At 66.6% G+C, this 22,202-nt stretch carries 24 protein-coding genes and 1 pseudogene; 10 read left to right on the top strand and 15 right to left on the bottom strand.

Annotated features, from left to right (window positions below):
- Nucleotides 1–100 precede the first annotated feature (100 nt).
- Complete coding sequence (locus ACOHX0_RS08235) at nucleotides 101–1,699, top strand: phosphoenolpyruvate carboxykinase (RefSeq protein WP_420676200.1); 1,599 nt, start codon at nucleotides 101–103, stop codon at nucleotides 1,697–1,699.
- 173 nt (nucleotides 1,700–1,872) lie between these two features.
- Nucleotides 1,873–2,559, top strand: coding sequence for a PAS domain-containing protein (locus ACOHX0_RS08230; RefSeq protein WP_420676199.1), 687 nt, complete (start codon nucleotides 1,873–1,875; stop codon nucleotides 2,557–2,559).
- A gap of 20 nt (nucleotides 2,560–2,579) precedes the next feature.
- On the opposite strand, the gene dgt is transcribed toward ACOHX0_RS08230, so the two are convergent.
- From dgt to ACOHX0_RS08215, 3 genes are all read right to left on the bottom strand, one after another.
- Nucleotides 2,580–3,932, bottom strand: a complete 1,353-nt coding sequence (gene dgt, locus ACOHX0_RS08225; RefSeq protein ID WP_420676293.1) for a dGTP triphosphohydrolase — start codon at nucleotides 3,930–3,932, stop codon at nucleotides 2,580–2,582.
- Nucleotides 3,933–4,023: 91 nt separating this feature from the next.
- A complete protein-coding gene (locus tag ACOHX0_RS08220) occupies nucleotides 4,024–4,920 on the bottom strand; it encodes a cation diffusion facilitator family transporter (RefSeq protein ID WP_420676198.1) in 897 nt (298 codons plus the stop codon).
- A 56-nt stretch (nucleotides 4,921–4,976) separates the two neighbouring features.
- Entirely contained in the window at nucleotides 4,977–5,753 is a 777-nt protein-coding gene (locus ACOHX0_RS08215) for a sulfite exporter TauE/SafE family protein (protein WP_420676197.1), read from the bottom strand.
- A gap of 146 nt (nucleotides 5,754–5,899) precedes the next feature.
- On the opposite strand from ACOHX0_RS08215, the gene ACOHX0_RS08210 reads away from it, so the two are divergent.
- From ACOHX0_RS08210 to ACOHX0_RS08200, 3 genes are all read left to right on the top strand, one after another.
- Entirely contained in the window at nucleotides 5,900–7,585 is a 1,686-nt protein-coding gene (locus ACOHX0_RS08210; RefSeq protein WP_420676196.1) for an acyl-CoA dehydrogenase family protein, read from the top strand.
- A 146-nt stretch (nucleotides 7,586–7,731) separates the two neighbouring features.
- Entirely contained in the window at nucleotides 7,732–8,421 is a 690-nt protein-coding gene (locus ACOHX0_RS08205; RefSeq protein WP_420676195.1) for an SGNH/GDSL hydrolase family protein, read from the top strand.
- 284 nt (nucleotides 8,422–8,705) lie between these two features.
- Nucleotides 8,706–9,098, top strand: a complete 393-nt coding sequence (locus tag ACOHX0_RS08200) for an META domain-containing protein (protein ID WP_420676194.1) — start codon at nucleotides 8,706–8,708, stop codon at nucleotides 9,096–9,098.
- Here ACOHX0_RS08200 and recO read toward each other — a convergent pair.
- Nucleotides 9,082–9,807 (bottom strand): DNA repair protein RecO, encoded by a 726-nt coding sequence (recO, locus tag ACOHX0_RS08195; protein ID WP_420676193.1) that lies wholly within the window; start codon nucleotides 9,805–9,807, stop codon nucleotides 9,082–9,084. The genes ACOHX0_RS08200 and recO overlap by 17 nt on opposite strands.
- Before the next feature lie 138 nt (nucleotides 9,808–9,945).
- Here recO and ACOHX0_RS08190 point away from each other — a divergent pair, with 138 nt between their 5' ends.
- The gene (locus ACOHX0_RS08190; RefSeq protein WP_420676192.1) at nucleotides 9,946–10,128 is read left to right on the top strand and encodes a hypothetical protein; all 183 of its coding nucleotides are present in this window, start codon (nucleotides 9,946–9,948) and stop codon (nucleotides 10,126–10,128) included.
- A 123-nt stretch (nucleotides 10,129–10,251) separates the two neighbouring features.
- On the opposite strand, the gene ACOHX0_RS08185 is transcribed toward ACOHX0_RS08190, so the two are convergent.
- The 10 genes and pseudogenes from ACOHX0_RS08185 to folK form a co-directional block, all read right to left on the bottom strand.
- A complete protein-coding gene (locus ACOHX0_RS08185; RefSeq protein ID WP_420676191.1) occupies nucleotides 10,252–10,581 on the bottom strand; it encodes a DUF1491 family protein in 330 nt (109 codons plus the stop codon).
- A gap of 88 nt (nucleotides 10,582–10,669) precedes the next feature.
- Entirely contained in the window at nucleotides 10,670–11,575 is a 906-nt protein-coding gene (gene era / locus ACOHX0_RS08180; RefSeq protein ID WP_420676190.1) for a GTPase Era, read from the bottom strand.
- Between the two features lie 111 nt (nucleotides 11,576–11,686).
- Entirely contained in the window at nucleotides 11,687–12,364 is a 678-nt protein-coding gene (rnc, locus tag ACOHX0_RS08175) for a ribonuclease III (protein ID WP_420676189.1), read from the bottom strand.
- A complete protein-coding gene (gene lepB, locus ACOHX0_RS08170; RefSeq protein WP_420676188.1) occupies nucleotides 12,361–13,197 on the bottom strand; it encodes a signal peptidase I in 837 nt (278 codons plus the stop codon). The genes rnc and lepB overlap by 4 nt, the downstream gene beginning before the upstream one ends.
- A 58-nt stretch (nucleotides 13,198–13,255) precedes the next feature.
- Nucleotides 13,256–13,696 (bottom strand): holo-ACP synthase, encoded by a 441-nt coding sequence (acpS, locus tag ACOHX0_RS08165; RefSeq protein WP_420676187.1) that lies wholly within the window; start codon nucleotides 13,694–13,696, stop codon nucleotides 13,256–13,258.
- 73 nt (nucleotides 13,697–13,769) lie between these two features.
- On the bottom strand, nucleotides 13,770–14,516 hold the full coding sequence (locus ACOHX0_RS08160; RefSeq protein ID WP_420676186.1) for a pyridoxine 5'-phosphate synthase: 747 nt from the start codon (nucleotides 14,514–14,516) through the stop codon (nucleotides 13,770–13,772).
- Between the two features lie 250 nt (nucleotides 14,517–14,766).
- Nucleotides 14,767–15,393, bottom strand: a pseudogene (locus ACOHX0_RS08155) (DUF2062 domain-containing protein); the annotation flags it as partial.
- A 42-nt stretch (nucleotides 15,394–15,435) separates the two neighbouring features.
- Nucleotides 15,436–17,568 (bottom strand): RelA/SpoT family protein, encoded by a 2,133-nt coding sequence (locus tag ACOHX0_RS08150; protein WP_420676185.1) that lies wholly within the window; start codon nucleotides 17,566–17,568, stop codon nucleotides 15,436–15,438.
- A 36-nt stretch (nucleotides 17,569–17,604) separates the two neighbouring features.
- A complete protein-coding gene (gene rpoZ, locus ACOHX0_RS08145; protein WP_420676184.1) occupies nucleotides 17,605–17,958 on the bottom strand; it encodes a DNA-directed RNA polymerase subunit omega in 354 nt (117 codons plus the stop codon).
- Nucleotides 17,959–18,050: 92 nt separating this feature from the next.
- A complete protein-coding gene (gene folK, locus ACOHX0_RS08140) occupies nucleotides 18,051–18,620 on the bottom strand; it encodes a 2-amino-4-hydroxy-6-hydroxymethyldihydropteridine diphosphokinase (RefSeq protein ID WP_420676183.1) in 570 nt (189 codons plus the stop codon).
- Between the two features lie 137 nt (nucleotides 18,621–18,757).
- On the opposite strand from folK, the gene ACOHX0_RS08135 reads away from it, so the two are divergent.
- Nucleotides 18,758–19,327 carry a LabA-like NYN domain-containing protein gene (locus tag ACOHX0_RS08135; protein ID WP_420667797.1) on the top strand — a complete coding sequence of 190 codons (570 nt, stop codon included), beginning with the start codon at nucleotides 18,758–18,760 and terminating at the stop codon, nucleotides 19,325–19,327.
- A gap of 106 nt (nucleotides 19,328–19,433) precedes the next feature.
- On the opposite strand, the gene ACOHX0_RS08130 is transcribed toward ACOHX0_RS08135, so the two are convergent.
- Nucleotides 19,434–19,934: a c-type cytochrome gene (locus ACOHX0_RS08130; RefSeq protein WP_420676182.1), complete on the bottom strand. Its 501-nt coding sequence runs from the start codon at nucleotides 19,932–19,934 to the stop codon at nucleotides 19,434–19,436.
- Between the two features lie 99 nt (nucleotides 19,935–20,033).
- Between ACOHX0_RS08130 and ispH the strand changes: the two genes are divergently transcribed.
- The 3 genes from ispH (at nucleotide 20,034) to ACOHX0_RS08115 (ending at nucleotide 22,153) form a co-directional block, all read left to right on the top strand.
- The gene (gene ispH / locus ACOHX0_RS08125) at nucleotides 20,034–20,984 is read left to right on the top strand and encodes a 4-hydroxy-3-methylbut-2-enyl diphosphate reductase (RefSeq protein ID WP_420676181.1); all 951 of its coding nucleotides are present in this window, start codon (nucleotides 20,034–20,036) and stop codon (nucleotides 20,982–20,984) included.
- A 102-nt stretch (nucleotides 20,985–21,086) separates the two neighbouring features.
- Complete coding sequence (locus tag ACOHX0_RS08120; RefSeq protein WP_420676180.1) at nucleotides 21,087–21,701, top strand: LysE family translocator; 615 nt, start codon at nucleotides 21,087–21,089, stop codon at nucleotides 21,699–21,701.
- Nucleotides 21,698–22,153: a DUF3429 domain-containing protein gene (locus ACOHX0_RS08115; protein WP_420676179.1), complete on the top strand. Its 456-nt coding sequence runs from the start codon at nucleotides 21,698–21,700 to the stop codon at nucleotides 22,151–22,153. The genes ACOHX0_RS08120 and ACOHX0_RS08115 overlap by 4 nt, the downstream gene beginning before the upstream one ends.
- Nucleotides 22,154–22,202: the final 49 nt, after the last annotated feature.

Here is a 22,202-nt window from a genome sequence, read left to right as displayed (position 1 = left end):
TTAAGACCGCCGGTATCGGCAGCTCAGCCGTGCCTATTGCCCCCTGGCGCTTCCCCGCGCGACCCGCGTGCCGCAGGCGCCGCCACAGGAGAAAAAACGCATGACATCTGGACGGGTTAACCCGCAATTCCGCCTCGAGGATCAGGGCATCGAGGGACTGGGACATGTCTATTACAACCTCATGGAGCCGGCGCTGATCGAGGCCGCGCTGCAGCGCGGCGAAGGCACGCTGGGCAATGGCGGCGCTTTCCTCGTGACAACCGGCAAATTCACTGGCCGCTCCCCCAAAGACAAGCACGTGGTGAAGACCGCAAGCGTGGCCGAAACGATCTGGTGGGAGAACAACGCGGCGATGAGCCCGGAAGGCTTCGATGCACTGCATGCCGACATGCTGGAGCACATGAAGGGCCGCGACTACTTCGTGCAGGACCTGGTCGGCGGCGCCGATCCGGTGCATGCGATCAACGTCCGCATGGTGACAGAGCTCGCCTGGCACAACCTGTTCATCCGCCACCTGCTGCGCCGTCCCGACCGCGAGGACCTGAACGACTTCGTGGCGGATTTCACCATCATCAACTGCCCGTCCTTCCAGGCGGACCCCAAGAAGCACAACTGCCGCTCGGAAACCGTGATCGCGCTGAACTTCGATAAGAAGATGATACTGATCGGCGGCACCGAATATGCGGGCGAGAACAAGAAATCAGTCTTCACCCTGCTGAACTACCTGCTGCCGGAAAAGGGCATCATGCCGATGCATTGCTCGGCCAACCACGCCAAGGGCAACGCGGTCGACACCGCCGTCTTCTTCGGCCTCTCCGGCACCGGCAAGACCACGCTGTCGGCGGACCCGGACCGGGTGCTGATCGGCGATGACGAGCACGGCTGGGCTTCCAACGGGACCTTCAACTTCGAAGGCGGCTGCTACGCCAAGACCATCAGTTTGAACGCCGAGGCTGAGCCGGAAATCTACGCCACCACCTCCAAGTTTGGCACTGTGATCGAGAACATGATCTTCGATCCGGAGACCAAGGAGCTGGATTTCAACGACGACAGCCTGACCGCCAACATGCGCTGCGCCTATCCGCTGCACTACATCTCGAACGCCTCCGCGAGCGCGCGCGGCGGCCACCCGAAGAACATCATCATGCTGACCTGTGATGCCTTCGGCGTGCTGCCTCCGATCGCGCGGCTGACGCCGGCGCAGGCGATGTACCACTTCCTGTCGGGCTTCACCTCCAAGGTGGCCGGCACCGAGCGCGGCGTGACCGAGCCGGAGCCGACCTTCTCCACCTGCTTCGGCGCCCCCTTCATGCCGCGCCGCCCCGAGGTCTACGGCAACCTGCTGCGCGAGAAAATCGCCCAGCACGGCGCCACCTGCTGGCTGGTCAACACCGGCTGGACCGGCGGCGCCTACGGCACCGGATCGCGGATGCCGATCAAGGCCACCCGCGCGCTGCTGACCGCGGCGCTGGACGGCTCGCTGGCGGAGACCGCGTTCCGCAAGGACCCGAACTTCGGCTTCGATGTGCCGGTCAACGCGCCCGGCGTGCCCGAGCTGCTGCTCGACCCGCGCCGCACTTGGGACGACAAGGAGGCCTACGACCGTCAGGCGGCCAAGCTGGTGGAAATGTTCTCGGACAACTTCGAGCAGTACCTGCCCCATATCGACGACGACGTGAAGGCGGCCGCCATCGGCTGACTTGCCTTCCGTCCGCGCAAGACGTGAACCCCGGCCTCAGTGCTGGGGTTTTTCATTTCAGGAAATTCTTTTTCCCATTAACCCCCCGTTAACCGATTCCCGCAAAGCTTCCGTCAATTGTTGTTTTGCGCCGGCCTTACCCGTTTCCACGGCGCCCAAAAGAGGATCCCGCCATGGAGCCCGCGAAAGACCAGAACGCCTTGGAGATATTCAACAGCGTGTTCACGTCAGGCAGCGCCTTTGTCTACCGCTGCGAGAATGACGCGCAATTCACGATGCATTTCATGGCTGGCCAGGTGGAGGAACTCTGCGGCCGCCCGCGCACCGACATCCTCGGCAACGCCAAGCTGTCTTTTGTCGATGCCATGCACAAGGACGACACCGAACGGGCTCTGGCCGAGATCGACGCCGCCATCGCCGCGGGCAAGGCCTGGGATGTCTCCTACCGGCTGAGCCACCCGGACGGCTCTGCCGCCTGGGTGCGCGAGCGCGGCAGCGCGATCTATGACGACGACGGCACCCTGCGCTTTCTGGAAGGGCTGGTGGTGGATGCCTCCGCCGAGGTGCAGTTGCGCCGCAGGCTGGAGGAAACCCTGCGCAGCACCGAAGCCGCCAATGCCGAGATCCTCGGTCTCGCGGAAAACATCCTGCGCTCGGTGCGCAAGCTGTCGATCCTGTCGATCAACACCGGGATCGAGGCGGCGCGGGCTGGCAAGGCGGGGGCGGGCTTTGCCTACTTGGCGCGGGAGATCAAGGCACTGGCCGATGAAAACAGCCTCTGGGCCAGCCGCATCACCGATACGATGGCCAAGCGCAGCGCCGGAGCCGGCCGAGCGGCAGACGGGTCAAAGCCGGCTTGAAGCCGTCCCTGCCCCGCGGCTCAGACTTGCGGCACAGAGCCCGAGATCATGTCCCGCACCTTGACGGCATAACGGTCGGTCATGCCGGAGACGAAATCGGCCAGTGAATGCATCGCGGAATACTCATCCTCGACCCCGCGCAGGTCGAGATCCACCGCCCGGATCAGCCGAGCCCAGTAGCCGTGCCGCTGCTGCAAGGCTTCCACATCCCAGCTGCAGTCGCGCAAGTCGCCGTAGAGTCCGTGGAAATGGCCCAGCACCGCGTGCAGAACCTGCCGCCCCGCGACCTCCAGCCCGGTTTTGCGGCGGGCGGTGAAGATGCGCTGTTCCGAAAGGTTCTTGAGCCGGGCAAAGGCCTCGGCCTTGCTGGAAACCTCCATCAGCCCGGCGCTGAACTCTCCCGCCATGATCGGCTCATAATGCGCGAGAAAAGCCTCCACCGCGGACTCGATCGACTGGCCGATGGCATAGGCGCGCCACAGGCCGATGCGGTCGCGCAGGGTCAGCCCGCGGTCATCGTTCTGCTTGCCGATGATAGTTTCCAAAGCTTCCGCCACCTCGGCGCGCTCCAGATCGCCCATGCTGGCAGCGTCCTCGATGTCAAGAATACGGTAGCAGATGTCGTCCGCGGCCTCGACCAGGAAGGCGAGCGGATGGCGCCGCCGCCAGCCGCCGGGGCCTTCCGGCAGGCCAAGCGCGTCGGCGATCTCCTCGAACAGGGCGCGCTCGCTCTCGAAGACGCCGAATTTCTTGAGCCCCGCATAGCTGCCGTTGCCTGCGGCCACCGCCTGGTCGCGCATCGAACGGGTGCATGGGTATTTCATGAAAGCGCCCAACGTCGCATAGCTGAGCCGCATCGCGCCCTCGCGGCGGGCATATTGCAGCCGCCCGGTGATGCGCAATCCTTGCGCGTTGCCCTCGAAATGTTCGAACTCGGCGCGCAGGTGCTCAGGCACGCTGCCGGCCACGCCGCTGCCCGCGCGGAAGCGGGCGGCAAACCACTCGCCGATGCTGTCCTCGCCGGAATGGCCAAAGGGCGGGTTGCCGATGTCATGCACCAGGCAGGCGGCCTCCACGTGGCCCGCCAGCCGCGGCGCCTGGCCGGCGGCGATCCAACCTCTCTCCGCCAGCGCGGTGCCCACGCCCGCCCCCAGCGAGCGGCCGACGCTGGCGGTTTCCATGCTGTGGATCATCCGGTGATGCACGTGGTCATGGTCGTGCAGCGGATGCACCTGGGTCTTCTGCGCCAGACGGCGGAAGGGTTCGGAGAACAGGATGCGGTCGTAATCCTGCAGATAGGCCGGCCGGCCCGGCTTTTCCGGAAAGTCCGGCCGCGCCAGCCGTCCCGGGTTCAGAAGCCTGTTCCATTGCATCGCCATCCGCCTGCTCCTCTGCCTGCCAGGGCGGCACGTGTGGCCCCGGTGCCTGCGGTTAAACGCGCGCGGACGGAGAAATGCAAACGCTTCAGCGCGGGCGGATGCCGCGCGGTTCCAGCTTGTGCTCCGGCTCCACGTGAATCACCGCCTGAGCGCCGGGCAGCGCGGCGCGGATCTCCGCCTCCACCCGGTCGCAGATCTCATGCGCGGCCTGCACTGCCATTGTGCCGTCGACCACCATGTGGAACTCCACGAACAGCGCCTGCCCGGCGCGGCGGGTTTTCAGCCCATGCACCTGCAAGGCGCCCGCCGCGCTGCGGCGGATGATTTCCTCGATCCTTGCGCGCTCACCTTCGGGAGCAGCGGTGTCCATCAGCCCGCCGAGCGAGGCCGCAATCACCCGCCAGCCCTCACGCAGGATGTTCACGGCCACCAGCAGCGCCAGCAGCGGGTCGAGAATGGCCCAGCCGGTCACAAGCGCCAGCCCCAGCCCGGCAAGCACGCCGGCCGAGGTCCAGACATCGCTCATCAGATGCCGCCCGCCCGCCGCCAGCGCGGGCGAACTGAGCCGCGCCCCCGCTCCGAGCAGCACTTGCGCCCAGATCAGGTTCACCCCCAGCGCCAGCGCGTTTACCGCAAGCCCGAGCGGGTGCCAGGCGGCGGCCTCGGGCTGCCAGAGCGCGCCTGCGGCCTGGTGCAGGATCACCAAGGCGGCGATGACGATCAGGATGCCCTCGGACACAGCCGAGAAATACTCTGCCTTGTGATGGCCGAACGGGTGGCCCGCATCCGGCGGCCGCCGGGCATAGCGCACCGCGCACCAGGCCATCACCGCGCCGCCGATGTTGACCAGCGATTCCAAAGCATCCGACATCAGCGCCAGAGAGCCGGTCATCGCCCAGGCCGCCGTCTTCAGCGCCATCACCGCCAGAGCCACCAGAAGCGATCCCGCTGCCAGCTGCTCTGCGTTCCATTGCCTGTGCATGCTGCCTCCGCTCACCGCGCGCGGCCCCCGGTCGGGAGCGGGCCGCTGCTTTCTGCCTACAGGAACAGGCCACGGCGCAAAAGGTTGAGCCCCGCCGCCAGCAGCACCACCAGCGTCGCGCGCCGGAAGGCCGCCTGGTCGATGCGGTCGTGCAGAAGCCCGCCGATCCACATGCCCGCCACCGCAGGCGGGATCAGCGCCAGCGAAAACGGCAGCGTTTCGGCCCGCATCACGCCCGAGCCGGTATGCGCCGCCAGAAGCGCCACCGCGCCGAGGCCGTAGATCACCCCCTGCACCCGCACCTGCTCTCGCTTCTCGGTGCCAAGCGCGGTCAGGTAAGCGACCGTCGGCGGCCCCCAAACCCCGGAAATGCCGCCGATCAGCCCGGCAATTCCGCCCACCATCGCCTCGGCCTTCCGTGTCGGCTTGCTGAGCGTGAAGGAGCGGCCCAGGAGCTGCATCAGCGCAAACAGCGAAACCGGCAGGCCGATGATCAGCATCATCGCCTGCTGCGGCAGGATGCGCACCATCTGGGCGCTGAGCAGCAGACAGACCAGCCCGATCAAAAGGAACACCCGGAACCGGCGCACCGACTCCATGGCGGCCCTCGTGCCCTGGCGCAGCGCCTGCATGCCGTTGGTGGCGAGCGTCGGCAGGATCAGCCCGGCCAGCGCCAGTTCCGGCGGCAGGAAGAAGCCGAGGCCGGAAATCAGGATCATCGGCATGGCAAAGCCCACCATCCCCTTAACCGTGCCCGCCAGCAGTGCAACCGCGGCCGCGGCGGCCATCTCCACGGGCGAAAGCAGGGTTGTCAGGGCAAGCAGCATGTCCATTCCCTCGCTCTATACGGAACAGCGGGTTGCTGCACGGCCAAAATCGGCGCGTAACTTTTGAACGAAATGACGCAGCAATTGGTATTTATGTTGCGCTGCAACTGCAAAGTGATTTACCACCAAGCGACCGAAGAAGGATCTGATTCATGGCCCACGACGGACAGGACTTGCATATGACACCGACGCTCATCCCCGGCCTGCTGGCGCAGACCGCCGCCGCCCTGGACCCGCTTGACCAGCTGTTCGAAACCGCCCGCAGCGCGGTGCGGGAGAAGGTGAGCGAAGACGGCCGTGTCTCCGGCCGACTGATCGAGGCGGAGCAGACCGCCGCGCACGGGCTGTCCTGGCTTGCGACCTATGTCTACTGCCTGCGCCAGATGCAGAAATGGGCCGAAAAGCTCGACGCCGAGGGCAAGTTTGGCGAGATGGAGCAGCTGATCCACCAGATCGGCTTTGGCGAATACCTCGCGCAGGCGCAGGGGGGCATCCAGATGAACCAGGGCGAGATCGTGCGGCTGCAGGATCTGGGTCTCGGCGAGGAGGCCCGCGCCGCGCTGATGACGCCTGCGGTCACCACGCTTTGCGCTGAAGGCAACACCCAGGCCGCGCGCAGCCGCCTGGTGGAGCTGATGGAGGAACAGGCGGGTGCTACCATGTTCGGCAACTCCGGCCTGGAGGAAGAGCTGGAGATGATCCGCGACCAGTTCCGCCGCTACGCGGTGGAGAAGGTCGAACCGCACGCCCACGACTGGCACCTGAAGGACGAGCTGATCCCGATGGAAGTGATCGAAGAGCTCGCCGAGATGGGCGTCTTCGGCCTCACCATCCCCGAGGAATACGGCGGCTTCGGCCTCTCGAAAGCGTCGATGGTGGTGGTCTCCGAGGAGCTCTCGCGCGGCTATATCGGCGTCGGCTCCCTCGGCACCCGCTCGGAGATCGCGGCGGAGCTGATCCTCTGCGGCGGCACCGATGAGCAGAAGGCGAACTGGCTGCCCAAGCTAGCCAGCGCGGAGATCCTGCCCACCGCCGTCTTTACCGAGCCGAACACCGGCTCCGACCTCGGCTCCCTGCGCACCCGCGCGGTGAAGGACGAAAACGGCAACTACAAGATCACCGGCAACAAGACCTGGATCACCCACGCCGCGCGCACCCATGTGATGACCCTGCTTGCGCGCACCGACCCGGAGAGCATCGACCACCGCGGGTTGTCGATGTTTCTGGCGGAAAAGACCCCCGGCACGGAGGAGGCCCCCTTCCCCACGGAAGGCATGACCGGCGGCGAGATCGAAGTTCTCGGCTACCGCGGCATGAAGGAATACGAGCTGGGTTTCGACAATTTCCACGTGAAGGGCGAGAACCTCTTGGGCGGCGCCGAGGGCAAGGGCTTCAAGCAGCTGATGGAGACCTTTGAGTCCGCCCGCATCCAGACCGCCGCCCGCGCGGTGGGCGTGGCGCAGTCGGCGCTCGACATCGCGATGCAATACGCGCAGGACCGCAAGCAGTTCGGCAAACCGCTGATCCGCTTCCCGCGCGTCTCCGGCAAGCTGGCGATGATGGCGGTGGAGATCATGATCGCCCGCCAGCTCACCTATTTCTCCGCCTGGGAGAAGGACAACGGCCACCGCTGCGACCTGGAGGCGGGCATGGCCAAGCTGCTCGGCGCACGTGTCGCCTGGGCAGCCGCCGACAACGGGCTGCAGATCCATGGCGGCAATGGCTTCGCGCTGGAATACAAGATCTCCCGTGTGCTCTGCGATGCCCGCATCCTCAACATCTTCGAAGGCGCAGCCGAGATCCAGGCCCAGGTGATCGCCCGCCGCCTTCTGAGCTGAGGGTTCGGTTTTCCCGCTGCGGACAGTTTCCCCGCCTCACCCGGCGCCCCGGCGCCGGGCCTTTTTCCGCCGCCGCTTCCACGGCGACGGCGTTTCACGGACGCAAGCGGTTCCGGTGCCCCTGGTTCGGCGCTAGAAGAAGCCGCATGACGCTCCTAGCCCGCCTCACGGCCCTCTTCTGCCCCGCCCTCCTGCTTGCCGCTTGCGCCGCTCCGATGCCGCCCGCGGGCGAAGCGCGCATTCTTGCGATGGGCGATTCGCTTTTGGCCTGGAACCGTCTCACCGGCAACTCGATCGCGGATGCGGTGGAGGACACGCTGGAGGAACCGGTCGCGGACCGCGCGGTCAGCGGCGCGCGCCACCTCTACCGGCTGCCGCTGACCGGCGCCGCCGGGATGAACATCGCCAAACAATACCGCCCCGGCCCATGGGAGTGGATCATCGTGAACGGCGGCGGCAACGACCTCTGGCTGGGCTGCGGCTGTCTGGCCTGCGACGGCAAGCTGGACAGGCTGATTGCTGAGGACGGTCAGAGCGGCGCCATCCCGGACCTGCTCACGCGGCTCCGGGGCACCGGGGCCAAGGTGATCTACCTCGGCTACCTGCGCAGCCCCGGCCGCGGCTCGCTGATCGAGCACTGCCGCGACGAGGGCAATACGCTGGAGCGCCGCATCGCGCGCCACGCGGAGGGCGATCCCGGGGTGGTCTTCCTCTCCCTCAAGGGCATGGTGCCGCCCGGCGATCGCTCCTATCACGCGCTCGACATGATCCATCCTTCAGTGAAGGCCAGCCGCAAGATCGGCGGCAGGATCGCCGCGGTCATCCGCGCGCAGTGAGCCCCTGGCAGGGAACCAAACCAGCTAAGGAGGCGCTCCCGCCCGCTCCCGCGCATCCTCGGGATGCACCGGAGCAGTTGGGCCGGGCGCCTTGCTGCGCACGGCGCGGGAGACCCCGCCGGCGGTTCGCGCCCGCGCCGCGCCGTAGGCGCGGCGACTGGCCCAACGGGAGCGCGGCAGTCCAGAACTGCTGCGGCGACGGGCGGGAGGGCTTGCCCCTTTGTCGGGGGTGGCGCAGGCTGCCTGCCGGAACACACGCGCATGTCCGGCAGACCGGAGGAAACATGACCCGGCTCACCCTGATCGCCGCCTGCGCCGCGCTGGCCGCCTGCGGCTCCGGGGAGACCCTTTATTCTTATGGCGCGGCGGGAAAAGCTTGGCAGCTTGAAAGCCTTGATGGCGCGGACCACCGGGGCATGGTCTCCCTGCGCTTTCCGGCACCAGGCAGGGTCGCCGGGCAAAGCCCATGCGGACGCTTCCGCGCCCGGCAGACCGCGCCATACCCCTGGTTGGAGATCCAAGCACTCACCGTCTCAGGCCCGGCCTGTCCGGGTCAGACTGCGGAAGCCGCCTTGCTTGCCGCCCTGCAAGAGATGAGCCTGGCCGAGGTCGCGGGCGATGTGATGATCCTCAGCAATGACGCGGGCCGGGAAATGCTGTTCAGAGCCGGCGGCTGAGCGTGTCGCACAGGCGCCCGCGCGCCTCCGGCAGCGGCCGGTTGCCGAGCGACGGCGCCAGGTGCGCCTCCAGGAAATACCCCGTGGCGCGCAGCGCCTGCAGGATCTCCCCGTCGTCCGCCTCACCCTGCCCGAGCATCACTGGCGGCAGGGGCAAGAGCCGGTCCGCCCATTCCCCCGCGCCTTCACGTGAAACAGCCCGTCCCGACTTGGGCGAGACATAGGCCAGACCCTCAACCGTGCCCGTCACCGCGCAGGCGCCGAGGTCGAGACCGAAGCCCATTTCCTCCAGCAGCGCCATCTCCCAGCGCAGGTAGGCCAGCGGCCAGAGGTCCTCCTGCTCCAGAAGGTCGAGCAGCCGCTCGCTGCGCATATAGAGATCCGGGTGCGGCTCGCGCTCTGGCAGGCAGAAAGCCAGCAGTGCCGTCACCGCATTGAGGCCAGCAAGCGCCAGCCGCCCCGACAGCGCCGCGGCAGCGCGGCTGCGCAGGGGTTCCGCGTGGTAGCTGCCCAGGTGATCCTCCAGCCGCGCCCGCCAGGTCAGGTCGAGCTGCGCCCCCGGTTGCAGAACAGGCGCCATCCTGCGCCCCGCGCCGCCGCGCACCACGCCTGCGTGGCGGCCGTGGCCCTCGGTGAAGACATCGATGATTGCCGCATGTTCGCCGTGGCGGCGCATGGTCAGCAATATGCCCTGATCACGCCATTCCACCGGCGGCTCTCCCTTTCAACCCTGGCTCCTCCCCTGCCCGGCAGCAGAGACGAATTGGCGGTCTTCTTCAAGACGTCCCTTGACGGCGCCGGAATGCCGCCCTCCACTTAACGATATCGTTAAATATAGGAGGCCACCATGCGCGGCATTACCATCACCTACGCCTACAGCGGCGACGAGGATGCCTGGCGGCAGGCCACGTCGGAGTTCATAGCGGCGATCGACGCAGATCCCGCGGCGGCCGGTAAGTTCACCTACCAGGTGGCCGTCGCCGATGACGGCGAAACCCGCATCCATTGGGGCCGCTGGGACACCGCCTAAACCCTGGCCCATGTCCAGTCGCAGGACTACTTCAGAACCTTCGCGGGGCGGGTGAAGGAATTTGCCGGCGGCGCTCCGCAGGCCACCGGCCATGACATCCTGGCCAAAACCGGGGGCTGGTGATCACTCGAGGCCGGGCTCATCCAGCAGGTGACGGCCCGCGCGGTCCTCGACCTCGACCACCCAGAGGTCGGGGTCGAATCCCTGCTGGCGGCGGATTGAGGCATCGACCTCCGCCTCATCGCCCGCGGCCAGCGTGTCCCACTTGCGGGCTCCGGTCATCAGGTCGAAGGTGCGGTGAAAGGCGCGGGCCTCTCCGTCGAGGGTGTTGAGCTTCACCAGCACCGCCCCTGCCGTGTCGTCGCCATGGGCGGTGACGAAGGCCGGAATGTCCATCAGCCGCAGCCGCGCCAGATAGGCATGCACCCAGAATTCGGCGGTGAGGCGGGTCATGCCGCGCCTGCGCGGGCGCTGCTGCGCGCTGCGGCGGCAGGGGCCTCCGGCGGGAGTATTTCCGGCAAGATGACGGGCACGGGGAGGCTCAGTTGCCGTCCTTGAAGTCGAGGCCCATTTCCGAGTAGCGCTCGGCCTCTTCCAGCCAGTTCGGGCGCACTTTCACCTGCAGGAAGAGATGCACCTTGCGGCCGAGAAATTCTTCGAGTTCGGTGCGGGCCGCCTGGGAGACGGCCTTGATGGTCTCGCCGCCCTTGCCCAGCACGATGCCTTTGTGGCCGTCCCGCATCACGTAGATCAGCTGATCGATGCGGGCGGAGCCATCCTTGCGCTCCTCCCATTTCTCGGTCTCGACGGTGAGCTGGTAAGGCAATTCCTGGTGCAGGCGCAGGGTCAGCTTCTCGCGCGTCATCTCGGCCGCGATCATCCGCATTGGCAGATCGGCGATTTGATCTTCGGGGTAAAGCCATGGGCTTTCCGGCAGCTTGCCCGCAAGCCAGACGCGCAAATCGTCGACACCGTGGCCGCGCTCGGCCGAGATCATAAAGGTTTCGGCAAAGCCGTAGCGGGCGTTCAGGTTCTGCGCCAGCCCGAGGAGCTTTTCGGCCGGAACCCGGTCAATCTTGTTGATCGCCAGCGCCACGGTGCGGCCCGCGCCGATCTCGCCCAGGCCGTCGAGGATGGTCTCCACGCCTTCGGTGATGCCGCGGTGGGCTTCGACCATCAGCACCACGATATCGGCGTCCGCCGCCCCGCCCCAGGCTGCGGCGACCATCGCGCGGTCCAGCCGGCGGCGCGGACGAAACAGGCCGGGGGTGTCGACAAAGACGATCTGCGACTGGCCCTCCATCGCGACGCCGCGGATGCGGGCGCGGGTGGTCTGCACCTTGTGGGTGACGATCGAGACCTTCGCCCCGACCATGCGGTTCAAGAGGGTCGATTTGCCCGCGTTGGGCTCCCCGATCAGGGCAACGAATCCGGCGCGTGTGGTCATCTGTCTGGTCCTGTTAGCAGAGCAGTTCCCCTACAGGAAAACGCCCGCTGGGGCCAGAGGGGTTTTGCCGCCCCCCATGGCTGCATCGGGCGGCCGGGCACCGCCCGCGCATTACTCCAGCCGTTCCAGCAGCGCCTTGGCCGCGGCCTGCTCCGCCTGCCGCTTGGAGCCCGCGGTGGCCTCGGCCTCGGTGCCGTCCTGCAGGCGCGCCGCGATGGTGAAGACCGGAGCGTGGTCCGGGCCGCTGCGCGAGACCTCGACGTATGCGGGCGGCTTCTGGCCGCGGGCCTGCGCCCATTCCTGCAGCGAGGTCTTGGCATCGCGGGCGTCTTCCTCGACCTGGTGCACGCGTTTGCCCCAGAGCCGCAGGATCACCTCCCGCGCGGCATCGAAGCCTGCGTCCTTGTAGACCGCGGCGATCACCGCCTCCATCGCGTCGCCCAGCAGCGCCTGCTTGCGGCGCCCGCCGGACATCATCTCCGATCGGCCCAGCTTCAGCACCGCGCCCAGATCGATCTCGCGCGCGACTTCGGCGCAGGCCTCCTTGCGCACCAGCGCGTTGAAACGCGGCGCCAGCTGGCCTTCGGTGGCGGTCTTGTCGTGCTCCAGGAGCGCGGTCGCCATCACCAGCCCCAGCACCCGGTCGCCCAGGAATTCCAGACGCTGGTTGTCCTTGCGGTTGGGCGAAGAGACAGAGGCGTGGGTCACCGCGCGCTGCAACAGGTCGGGCCGCTCGAAGCGGTGGCCGATGCGCTCTTCGAACGCACGCATTTCCTTGGAAAGTTTCACTCGATCCCCTTGAAGAAACGGTCGGCGCGCCAGGTCCAGAAGTAGAGCATGGACCGCCCGGCGGAGGAGAACATGACCCGGTCGGCGCGGCCGATCAGGTTTTCATAAGGCACATAGCCAACCCCGCCCGCGGATTGCGGCAGGCGGCTGTCCGAGGAATTGTCCCGGTTGTCGCCCATGAAGAAGTAATGGCCCGCCGGCACCTGGTAGACGCCGGTGTGGTCGACGCCCTGGTTGGTGATGTTCAGGACCGCATGCGAAGTGCCGCCCGGCAGGGTTTCGATCTGGCGGGACTTCTTGCAGACCGCGCCCTGCCCCACCGGCGCGTTCTCGCAGCGCGGCAGCGAACCTTGCGGGCCCTGGCGCTGCATCAGTTCCTCGAACTCACCGGCGTCTTCCAGCTTGACCGGAGTGCCGTTGATGTGCAGCACGCCGTTCTTCATCTGGATCTTGTCGCCCGGCAGGCCAACAAGCCGTTTGATGAAGTCATTGCCGTTGACCGGGTGGCGGAACACCACCACGTCGCCGCGCTCGGGCTCCCCGCCCCAGAAGCGGGTGTTGTCGCCATCGAGGAAGCCGCAGATATCCTCGGCGTCTATGTCGATGCCCACGGCGGGCAGGCGCACGCTGGGACAGGAGGCGTAGGAGTAGCCGTAGGCCATCTTGTTGACGAAGAGGAAGTCCCCGATCAGCAGGGTTTCCTTCATCGACCCGGAGGGAATCCAGAAGGGCTGGAAGAACAGGGTGCGGAATATCCCGGCGATCAGCAGCGCGTAGACGATGGTCTTCACGGTTTCGAGAATGGAACTTCCGGCCTTTGCTTTTGCCGTCATCAGGCTCTCCGGTTTGGAATGAGGGTCCGGCGCTACATGCGGGCGCGCCGGGCGCAAGTCAAGTTCCGCCGGGGCTTTCCGCCGGGGCCGCCGGGTCCTGCGGCAGGGGACGGGCCTCGATCACCACGAAGGCCTGCGCCCAGGGGTGGTCGTCGGTCAGGGTGACATGGATCACCGCCTCATGGCCGGGAGGCGTCATGTCGCGCAGCCGGTCGGCCGCCCAGCCGGTCACATGCATGACGGGCTGACCGGACCGCAGGTTGGAGACTGCCATGTCTTTCCAGGCAATCCCCATCCGCAAACCGGTGCCAAGCGCCTTTGAGCAGGCTTCCTTGGCGGCCCAGCGCTTGGCATAGGTTCCCGCAACGTCGCGGCGGCGCTCGGCCTTCCGCTGCTCCACCTTGGTGAACACGCGGTTGCGGAAACGGTCGCCAAAGCGGTCCAGCGTGCGCTGGATGCGCTCGATATTGGCGAGATCGGTGCCGGTGCCGAGAATCATCGCAGCGCCCGCCACGGGAACCGGAATTTTTGAAAATTCCGGTCCGTATTCATCGCTGAATACGGCCTCCGCCTCATGCCCGCGCGGCGTCCATCAGGCGGCGCATCTCTTGGACTGCCGGGGTCAGGCCGCGGAAGATTGCCTCGCCGATCAGGAAGTGGCCGATGTTCAGCTCGCGCACTTCCGGGAAGGCCGCGACCGGCTGCACCGTGTCGTACGTCAGCCCGTGGCCGGCATGCACTTCCAGCCCCAGAGAATGGGCATAGGCCGACATCTCCCGCAGCGCTTCCAGCTCGCGGTCGCGCTCGGCCAGCTTGCCCTCGGCGTGGTAGTCGCAATAGGCTCCGGCGTGCAGTTCGATCACCTCGGCGCCGATCCGGTTTGCGGCCTCAATCTGCCGCTTGTCTGCGGCGATGAAGATCGACACCCGGCAGCCTGCGTCACGCAGCGGCGCAATGAAATGCGCGAGCCGGTTTTCCTCCCGCGCGACCTCCAGCCCGCCCTCGGTGGTGCGCTCCTCGCGCTTCTCCGGCACGATGCAGACCGCATGCGGCTTGTGGCGCAGGGCGATTTTCTGCATCTCGTCCGTGGCGGCCATCTCGAAGTTCAAGGGCACCGTCAGCGCCGCCATCAGCCCGTCGATATCGGCGTCGGTGATGTGGCGGCGGTCCTCGCGCAGATGCGCGGTAATGCCGTCAGCGCCCGCCTCCTCGGCCAGTTTTGCGGCGCGGACCGGGTCCGGATAGGCGCCGCCGCGGGCATTGCGCACGGTGGCCACGTGGTCGATGTTCACACCCAGCCGCAAGGAATTCTGTGCCATATCATCAAGTCCTGAAATTGGTCCCGTTTGCGCAGAACACTAGACGCAAGGGCGGCAAGGGCAAGCCCTATCCCGCCTCCCGGTTGCGCCCGCCTGCGGCGCGCGGCGCGTCGCCGGCGGCGCCAGGCGCCAGCTTGGAGGCCGCGGCGCCGGGCGGCTTGACCGCGGCGGCGGCGTCCTCCTGTAGCCGCGGCGCAGGGGCCGGCGCACCGGCCTTGCCGGCGGCCTGACCCGAAGCCGGACCGGAAGCCAGTTCGGCACGCTGCATGATGGCGTCGAACTTGGCCTTGATGCGGGCGCGGCGGCGCTGCTGATAAACCCGGATCACCGGCAGGCTGAGAAAGTAGCAGACCGTTGCGCAGATCACGCCGGGAAGGATCCCACCGATCATGTAGGGGTAGAACACCTCATCATAGAACAGCAAAAGCCCCTGCCAGTCCGCGGGCCGGTCCATGAACAGCGCAATGAGGTTGTCTTTCAGATCCGCCCCGGCGGCAAAGAACTTCCCCACCAGCGATTTGTCGACATCGGCGTCGAACTCGGTGCCCAGCAGCCAGTGCCCGGTCTGCAGGGCGGCCACGCCGATCGGTACATAGGTGAGCGGGTTGCCGAAGAAAGTGGCGCTGAGGGCAGCCAGGATATTGCCGTTCATCAGCCGCGCGATCAGTGCGGCGACCAGGAAATGCAGCCCGTAGAACGGCGTGAAGGTGGTGAACACTCCGGCCCAGATGCCGCGGGCGATGCGTTCGGGCGAATCGGGCAGGCGCCGCACCCGGTGCTGCACATACAGGAAGGCCCGGCCCCAGCCGCCGCGGGGCCAGAAGAAATCCGCAACCGCACGCAGGGGCGGGCGTCTGTCCCGGCGCCTGAAAACCAAAGCCGTCCGTCCTTCCCAGTTCCCGGCTGGCGCGTCAGCGGCCTATCCCGGCGTAACCCGCCGCTCCGGCTTTTCCCGGAACCGCGCCACCGCAGCGACATCGCTTTCCGCCTCCAGCGTCAGCATCAGCGAGTGCAGCTGTTCCACATCCCGCAGCTCCACGTTGACCATAAGCCGGTAAAAGTCCGGTTTCCTGTCGACAAATTCCAGGTCCGAGATATTGGCCTTTTTCTCGCCAATCAATGTGCAAATACGCCCCAGCACCCCGGCATCGTTACCTATGGTCAGCTCCAGCGTGGTGCCATAGACCGCCGGGTGGGTGCCGCTGTGCCAATGCACGTCGACCCAGCGCTCCGGCTGTTCCTCGAATTCGCCAAGTTTGTCACAATCGGCGGTATGCACCACGACGCCGCGGCCGCGGTAGGTGATGCCGATAATGCGCTCGCCCGGTAAAGGCTGGCAGCAGGACGCGCGCTCGAAGCTCTGGCCCGGCTGCAGGCCGATCACCGCGCGGCGCGGCGAAACCTCGTCGCCCTCGCCGGTCGTCAGCTCCGGATAGACCGACTGCACCACGTCATGCGCGGTGATCACCGCGGCCCCGAGCCGCGCCAGGAGCTCGTCTGCACTGCCCACGCGCAAAGCCCGCGCGGCGGTTTCCAGAGCCTTGTCGGTGGCCTTGCGGCCGACGTGCTCGAAGGCCGAGCGCGCCAGTTCATGGCCCAGTTTCACGAACCGCGCCCGGTCCGCCTCGCGCAGGGCGCGCCGGATCGCGGTGCGGGCCTTGCCGGTGGTGGCAATCTCCAGCCAGCTGGCCTGCGGGGTCTGACCCTCGGCGGTGATCACCTCAACCGACTGGCCATTGCGCAGCCGGGTCCACAAGGGCACCCGGATGCCGTCCACCTTGGCGCCGACGCAGGCATGGCCGATACGGGTGTGGATGGCATAGGCAAAGTCGATCGGCGTTGCCCCCTTGGGCAGCTTCGTCACATCGCCCTTGGGGGTGAAGCAGAACACTTGGTCCGAGTACATCTCCAGCTTCACCGCTTCGAGGAACTCGTCGTGGTCTTCCTCGGCGTCGAACTGTTCGGTGAGCGAGGCGATCCACTTGGCGGGGTCGACGGCAAAGGGGTTCTCGGTGCGCACGCCATCGCGGTAGGACCAATGCGCCGCCACCCCGGTTTCGGCGACGTCATGCATCTGACGGGTGCGGATCTGCACCTCCACCCGCTTGCCGTCGCGCCCCGACACAGTGGTGTGGATGGAGCGGTAGCCGTTGGATTTCGGCTGGCTGATGTAGTCCTTGAACCGGCCCGGCACCGCGCGCCAGCGCTGGTGGATGGCGCCTAGCGCCAGATAGCAGTCTTCTTCCGTGGCGGTGATGACGCGGAAGCCGTAGATGTCCGACAGCCGCGAGAAGCCCTGGTCCTTGGCCTGCATCTTGCGCCAGATCGAATAGGGTTTTTTGGCGCGGCCGAAGACCTCGGCCTCGATGCCCGCCTTCTCCAGCTCGGTGCGCATGTCGCCGGTGATGCGGTGGATCACGTCGCCGGTTTCGCGCTGCAGGGTGACGAAGCGGCGGATGATCGACTGGCGGCCCTCGGCGTTCAGCACCCGGAAGGCCAGATCCTCCAGCTCCTCGCGCATCCACTGCATGCCCATGCGGCCTGCCAGAGGCGCATAGATATCCATCGTTTCGCGCGCTTTCTGAGCCTGTTTCTCGGGCCGCATCGCCTTGATGGTGCGCATGTTGTGGAGACGGTCGGCCAGTTTCACCAGGATCACCCGCAGATCCTTGGACATCGCCATGAACAGCTTGCGGAAGTTCTCCGCCTGCTTGGTCTCCCGGCTGGACAGCTGCAGGTTGGTCAGCTTGGTGACGCCATCGACCAGCATCGCCACCTCGTCGCCGAAGCGGCGCGCGACCTCCTCGTAAGAGGCCTTGGTGTCTTCGATGGTGTCATGCAGAAGCGCGGTGATGATGGTGGCATCATCCAGCCGCTGTTCGGTCAGGATCGCGGCGACCGCCACCGGATGCGTGAAGTAGGGCTCGCCGGAATGGCGGTACTGCCCTTCGTGCATCTGCGCCCCGAAGGCATAGGCCGCGGCAATCCGGGACGCATTGGTTTTCGGATTGTAGTTGCGGACCAGTTCGATCAGGTCTTCAGGCGAAATCATGTCCGGTCCGCAGCCTCAATTGTCCGTCGCGGCAGGTCAGCCCTGCCCCTGGGCCTCCATCAGCGCGCGCAGGAGCTTTTCTTCCGACATGTCGTCCTCGGCCGGCTTGTCGCTCTCGCCGCCCATCAGCAGGGCCATGGAATCCTCTTCCGGCTCGTCCACTTCGATCTGGGACTGGTTGGCCTCGATCAGGCGCTCGCGCAGGGCGTCGGCGCTCTGGGTTTCCTCGGCGATTTCGCGCAGCGACACAACCGGGTTCTTGTCGTTGTCGCGGTCCACGGTCAGCTCGGCCCCGGCCGAGATCTCGCGGGCGCGGTGGGCCGCCAGCATCACCAGCTCAAAGCGGTTGGGAACCTTGTCGACGCAATCTTCAACCGTCACGCGGGCCATGAACGACTCTCCAAGTATTGTGGGTCCGGAGCGCAGACATGTACGCCCAAATGTTTCCCTTGACAAGACCAGAAAATGCCGCACCGAAATCGCTACAGCGGAACGATCTCCGCGGTTTCCGATGCAGGCAGCGCAGCCAGCAGCGCCGCGGCGGTCTTATCCAGCACAGGATGGCGCCAATCGGGGCGGATATCGCAGAGCGGCACCAGCACGAACCCCCGGTCCTGCAGGCGCGGATGCGGCAGGATCAGCTCGCCCGGCGCCTCCTGCATCTGCCGTTCCAGCGGCAGCCCCTGCCATCGCGCAAAGCCGGCCGCATCGGGCCGCACCGCGCCGCCGTGGCTGATCAGGTCCAGATCCAGCGTGCGCCGCCCCCAGCGCTCGGCGCGCACCCGGGCAAAGCGCGCCTCCAGCGCGTGCAGCCGTTCCAGCAGCTCTGCCGCGGACAGCGCGCTTTCCACCTCCACCGCGGCGTTCACATAGTCCGGCCCGGTCCCGGCGGGAAAGCATGGCGTGCGGAAAAACCGCGACACCGCCCGCAGGGCGATGTCCGGCTGCGCCAGCGCCGCAACTGCCATTGACAGCGTGACCTGGGGCGCCTTAGCGTCAACCGGCATATTACCGCCGAGCGCGATCAGTGATTTTGTCCGGTATCCGGTCATTTTTGACCCTGTTTCTGAATGCCATCGCCCTTGCGGCAGATGGCAAATAACATACATTAAGTCCACCCGTTTAGCCGATTTCAGGCATTCACTCACGGAACCAGGGCCTAAACGGGCCGACCGGAAGGACAAATTTGATGTTTTACAAGGACGAACGGCTTGCGCTGTTCATAGACGGGTCGAACCTATACGCCGCGGCCAAGGCGCTAGGGTTCGATATCGACTACAAGCTGTTGCGGCAGGAATTCATGCGCCGCGGAAAACTTTTGCGGGCCTTTTATTATACGGCGCTGCTGGAAAATGACGAGTATTCGCCGATCAGGCCCCTGGTGGACTGGCTGCATTACAACGGCTTCACCATGGTCACCAAACCGGCCAAGGAATACACCGACAGCATGGGCCGCCGCAAGGTGAAGGGCAACATGGACATCGAACTGACCGTCGATGCCATGGAGCTGGCGCCGCGCGTCGACCATATCGTGCTGTTTTCCGGCGATGGCGACTTCCGCCCGCTGATCGCCAGCCTGCAGCGCCAAGGTGTGCGGGTGTCGGTGGTCTCCACCATCCGCAGCCAGCCGCCGATGATCTCCGACGATCTGCGCCGCCAAGCCGATAATTTCATCGAGCTGGAGGAGCTGCGGGACGTGATCGGCCGCCCGCCGCGCGAACAGAACGACCCGCGTTCGGCCGCTGCCGCGCAGGGCTGACCGCTTCGCACCGGTCCCGCGGCCGCGTGCAGGCCACTAGCGGGCTAGGTTCAGGCAAACGATAATGGCGCAGGTCCGGCGTGCACCGGCCTGCGCCATTTGCGTTCTAGGGCTGCGCCTGCGCGTTGATCTCATTGTGGCGCCGGATGATATCCGCAGGCCAGCGGCTCTTGATGTAGGCCAGCGCCGCCAGCATCTGCGCATCGCTCAGCAGCTCCTCGTAGCCGCCCATGCGGCTGCGGTAGCCCGCCCCGGCCAGCGCCTCGACGCCGAACTTGGTGATCGCCAGCAGCTGGCTGTCGGCATGGTGCCAGGTGTGGCCCGTTTCGTCATGCGGCGGCGCGGGCAAGTAACCACCGGCATCGCGCTGGCGCCAGTCTGGCTCGCCTTCCAGGCTGGCGCCATGGCAGCTGGCGCAATATTCCGCATAGACCTTGCGCCCCTCCTCAACCGCGGCCGGATCCTGGTACGGCAAGAGCCCTGCCGCCTGCGCGCCGCGCTCGGCCGTCCAGAAATAGACCCCGCCCGCCAGCACCACTGCGCCCGCCGCAAACAGCATCGCCTTCACGCCTGCTCCCCCATCAGTCTTCAGCAGACCTTTGTGCATCCTTCCGCCGCTGGAAGCTCCAGTCACAAACCCGTGAGCACACCCCGGGCTGGACCTCGCGCCCCGGAACCCTTACCTCTGGCCCGCAAGGAGACCCGCATGACCAAGCCGCCCCTGATCCTCTACCTCGCCGCGCCGCGCGGATTCTGCGCCGGTGTCGACCGCGCGATCAAGATCGTCGAGATGGCGATCGAAAAATGGGGCGCGCCGGTCTATGTGCGGCACGAGATCGTGCACAACAAATACGTGGTCGACAGCTTGCGCGAAAAGGGCGCGGTCTTTGTCGAGGAACTGGACGAATGCCCCGATGACCGGCCGGTGATCTTCTCCGCCCACGGGGTGCCGAAATCGGTGCCCGCCGCAGCAGAGGCGCGCGAGATGATCTTTGTCGACGCCACCTGCCCGCTGGTCTCCAAGGTGCATATCGAGGCGCAGCGCCACGCCGAGAACGGGCTGCAGATGATCATGATCGGCCACAAGGGCCACCCGGAGACCATCGGCACCATGGGCCAGCTGCCCGAGGGCGAGGTGCTGCTGGTGGAAACCGTCCCGGACGTGGCCAAGGTCGAAGTGCGCGACCCATCGCGGCTGGCCTTTGTCACCCAGACCACCCTGTCGGTGGATGACACCAAGGACATCGTCGCAGCCCTCAAGGCCCGCTTCCCCGGGATCACCGGCCCGCACAAGGAAGACATCTGCTATGCGACCACCAACCGCCAGGAAGCGGTGAAGGCGGTAGCGCCGGAATCGGACGCGCTTCTGGTCGTGGGGGCGCCGAACTCTTCGAACTCGCGCCGCCTGGTCGAGGTCGGCGCCAAGAACGGCTGCGGCTACGCCCAGCTGGTGCAGCGGGCGGAAAACATCGACTGGCGCGCGCTGGAGGGTATCCGCTCCATCGCCATCACCGCCGGCGCCTCGGCGCCCGAGCTGCTGGTGAACGAGGTGATCGACGCCTTCCGCGCCCGCTATGAAGTGACGGTCGAGGTGGTCGAAACCGCCGTGGAGCGGGTCGAATTCAAGGTCCCGCGGGTGCTGCGCCAGCCGGCCTGAGCCCGGCAGGCCACGGCTGTGAACAGGATCATGGAAGCGGCCCTCCGGGCGGGTTAGTTATGCTAGGCATATTCCAACACGCATTTTGCCGGAGCCGCATTGATGATAAGCCTGCAATTCCTGATCACCGCCTTTGTTGTCGTCCTCGCACCGGGCACCGGTGTGCTCTACACGCTGGCGCTTGGCCTCGGCCAGGGCTGGCGCGCCGCGGTCTGGGCGGCGCTTGGCTGCACCATTGGCATCCTGCCGCATCTGGCCGCGGCCACCCTGGGACTGGCCGCTGTGCTGCACGGTTCCGCCGCGCTGTTCCAGATCGTAAAGGCCGCAGGCGTTCTCTACCTTCTCTACCTGGCCTGGCAGGCGCTGAAAGCGGGCGGCGCGCTCGCGATCTCCTCGGACAGCCGCCGCCAGCCCGGCTGGACCATTGCCCGCCGCGGCGCCCTGATCAATATCCTGAATCCCAAGCTGTCGGTTTTCTTCCTGGCGCTGCTGCCGCCTTTCCTGTCGGGCAACGCCGCCTCTGCCACGGCAGAGATGGCGCTCCTGGGCGGTGTATTCATGGCGATGACCTTTGCCGTCTTCCTCGCTTACGGGCTGTTTGCGGCGCGCGCCCGCGCGCTGATCCTCGGCTCCACGCGGGTGATGGCCTGGCTCAACCGCAGCTTTGGCGGCATCTTTGCAGCACTCGCCGCGCGGCTTGCAATGGAGCGCGCATGAGGCAGATCCCTGCCGCCCCGCTTATCCTTGGCCTCGCCGGGCTGATCCCGTTTGTCTGGGGTGTCCTCACCGTGATGCTGCCCGATCTGCAGGCTTGGGGCAGTGCACGGCTGGGGCCGCGGTTTGTCGGGCCTTACGTGCAGCTGTTCTACGGTTCGGTGATCCTCAGCTTCATGTCCGGCGTGCTCTGGGGGTTTGCCGCCAAGGCGCGCGGCCGTCTCCAGTCCGCGGCCTGCTATGGTCTGTCGGTGATCCCTGCGCTCTGGGCCTTCCTGATGACCGGAGGCGGGCCGGACCGCGCCGCAATGCACCTGATATGGGGCTTTGCCGGGCTTTTGCTGCTGGATGCCGGCTTCTCTGCCTGGGGGCTGACGCCGCGCTGGTGGATGCGGCTGCGGGTGCTGCTGACAGCAGTGGCGGTGCTCTGCTTGGGTGCGGGGCTCTACCTGTAAGACGCCGCCCGTGCGCCGCACCGCGCCTGCGCTCTGGCGCCTGCCGCGG

The organism is Cribrihabitans pelagius (genome assembly GCF_048820915.1).
Taxonomy (GTDB): Bacteria; Pseudomonadota; Alphaproteobacteria; order Rhodobacterales; family Rhodobacteraceae; genus Cribrihabitans_A; species Cribrihabitans_A pelagius.
This window is presented reverse-complemented; position numbering and strand designations above follow the sequence as displayed.

Bases quoted from the DNA above. Each gene is read 5' to 3' on its own strand.
- ACOHX0_RS08115 (WP_420676179.1), top strand. From the start codon at position 21,698: ATGAGGCAGATCCCTGCCGCCCCGCTTATCCTTGGCCTCGCCGGGCTG.
- ACOHX0_RS08205 (WP_420676195.1), top strand. From the start codon at position 7,732: ATGACGCTCCTAGCCCGCCTCACGGCCCTCTTCTGCCCCGCCCTCCTG.
- ACOHX0_RS08235 (WP_420676200.1), top strand. From the start codon at position 101: ATGACATCTGGACGGGTTAACCCGCAATTCCGCCTCGAGGATCAGGGC.
- ACOHX0_RS08220 (WP_420676198.1), bottom strand. From the start codon at position 4,920: ATGCACAGGCAATGGAACGCAGAGCAGCTGGCAGCGGGATCGCTTCTG.
- era (WP_420676190.1), bottom strand. From the start codon at position 11,575: ATGACCACACGCGCCGGATTCGTTGCCCTGATCGGGGAGCCCAACGCG.
- ACOHX0_RS08130 (WP_420676182.1), bottom strand. From the start codon at position 19,934: ATGCACAAAGGTCTGCTGAAGACTGATGGGGGAGCAGGCGTGAAGGCG.
- ACOHX0_RS08230 (WP_420676199.1), top strand. From the start codon at position 1,873: ATGGAGCCCGCGAAAGACCAGAACGCCTTGGAGATATTCAACAGCGTG.
- ACOHX0_RS08120 (WP_420676180.1), top strand. From the start codon at position 21,087: ATGATAAGCCTGCAATTCCTGATCACCGCCTTTGTTGTCGTCCTCGCA.
- folK (WP_420676183.1), bottom strand. From the start codon at position 18,620: ATGACCGGATACCGGACAAAATCACTGATCGCGCTCGGCGGTAATATG.
- ACOHX0_RS08200 (WP_420676194.1), top strand. From the start codon at position 8,706: ATGACCCGGCTCACCCTGATCGCCGCCTGCGCCGCGCTGGCCGCCTGC.
- ACOHX0_RS08215 (WP_420676197.1), bottom strand. From the start codon at position 5,753: ATGGACATGCTGCTTGCCCTGACAACCCTGCTTTCGCCCGTGGAGATG.
- ACOHX0_RS08135 (WP_420667797.1), top strand. From the start codon at position 18,758: ATGTTTTACAAGGACGAACGGCTTGCGCTGTTCATAGACGGGTCGAAC.
- ACOHX0_RS08190 (WP_420676192.1), top strand. From the start codon at position 9,946: ATGCGCGGCATTACCATCACCTACGCCTACAGCGGCGACGAGGATGCC.
- ACOHX0_RS08150 (WP_420676185.1), bottom strand. From the start codon at position 17,568: ATGATTTCGCCTGAAGACCTGATCGAACTGGTCCGCAACTACAATCCG.
- dgt (WP_420676293.1), bottom strand. From the start codon at position 3,932: ATGCAATGGAACAGGCTTCTGAACCCGGGACGGCTGGCGCGGCCGGAC.
- rpoZ (WP_420676184.1), bottom strand. From the start codon at position 17,958: ATGGCCCGCGTGACGGTTGAAGATTGCGTCGACAAGGTTCCCAACCGC.
- ispH (WP_420676181.1), top strand. From the start codon at position 20,034: ATGACCAAGCCGCCCCTGATCCTCTACCTCGCCGCGCCGCGCGGATTC.
- acpS (WP_420676187.1), bottom strand. From the start codon at position 13,696: ATGATTCTCGGCACCGGCACCGATCTCGCCAATATCGAGCGCATCCAG.
- ACOHX0_RS08160 (WP_420676186.1), bottom strand. From the start codon at position 14,516: ATGGCACAGAATTCCTTGCGGCTGGGTGTGAACATCGACCACGTGGCC.
- lepB (WP_420676188.1), bottom strand. From the start codon at position 13,197: ATGACGGCAAAAGCAAAGGCCGGAAGTTCCATTCTCGAAACCGTGAAG.
- ACOHX0_RS08185 (WP_420676191.1), bottom strand. From the start codon at position 10,581: ATGACCCGCCTCACCGCCGAATTCTGGGTGCATGCCTATCTGGCGCGG.
- ACOHX0_RS08210 (WP_420676196.1), top strand. From the start codon at position 5,900: ATGGCCCACGACGGACAGGACTTGCATATGACACCGACGCTCATCCCC.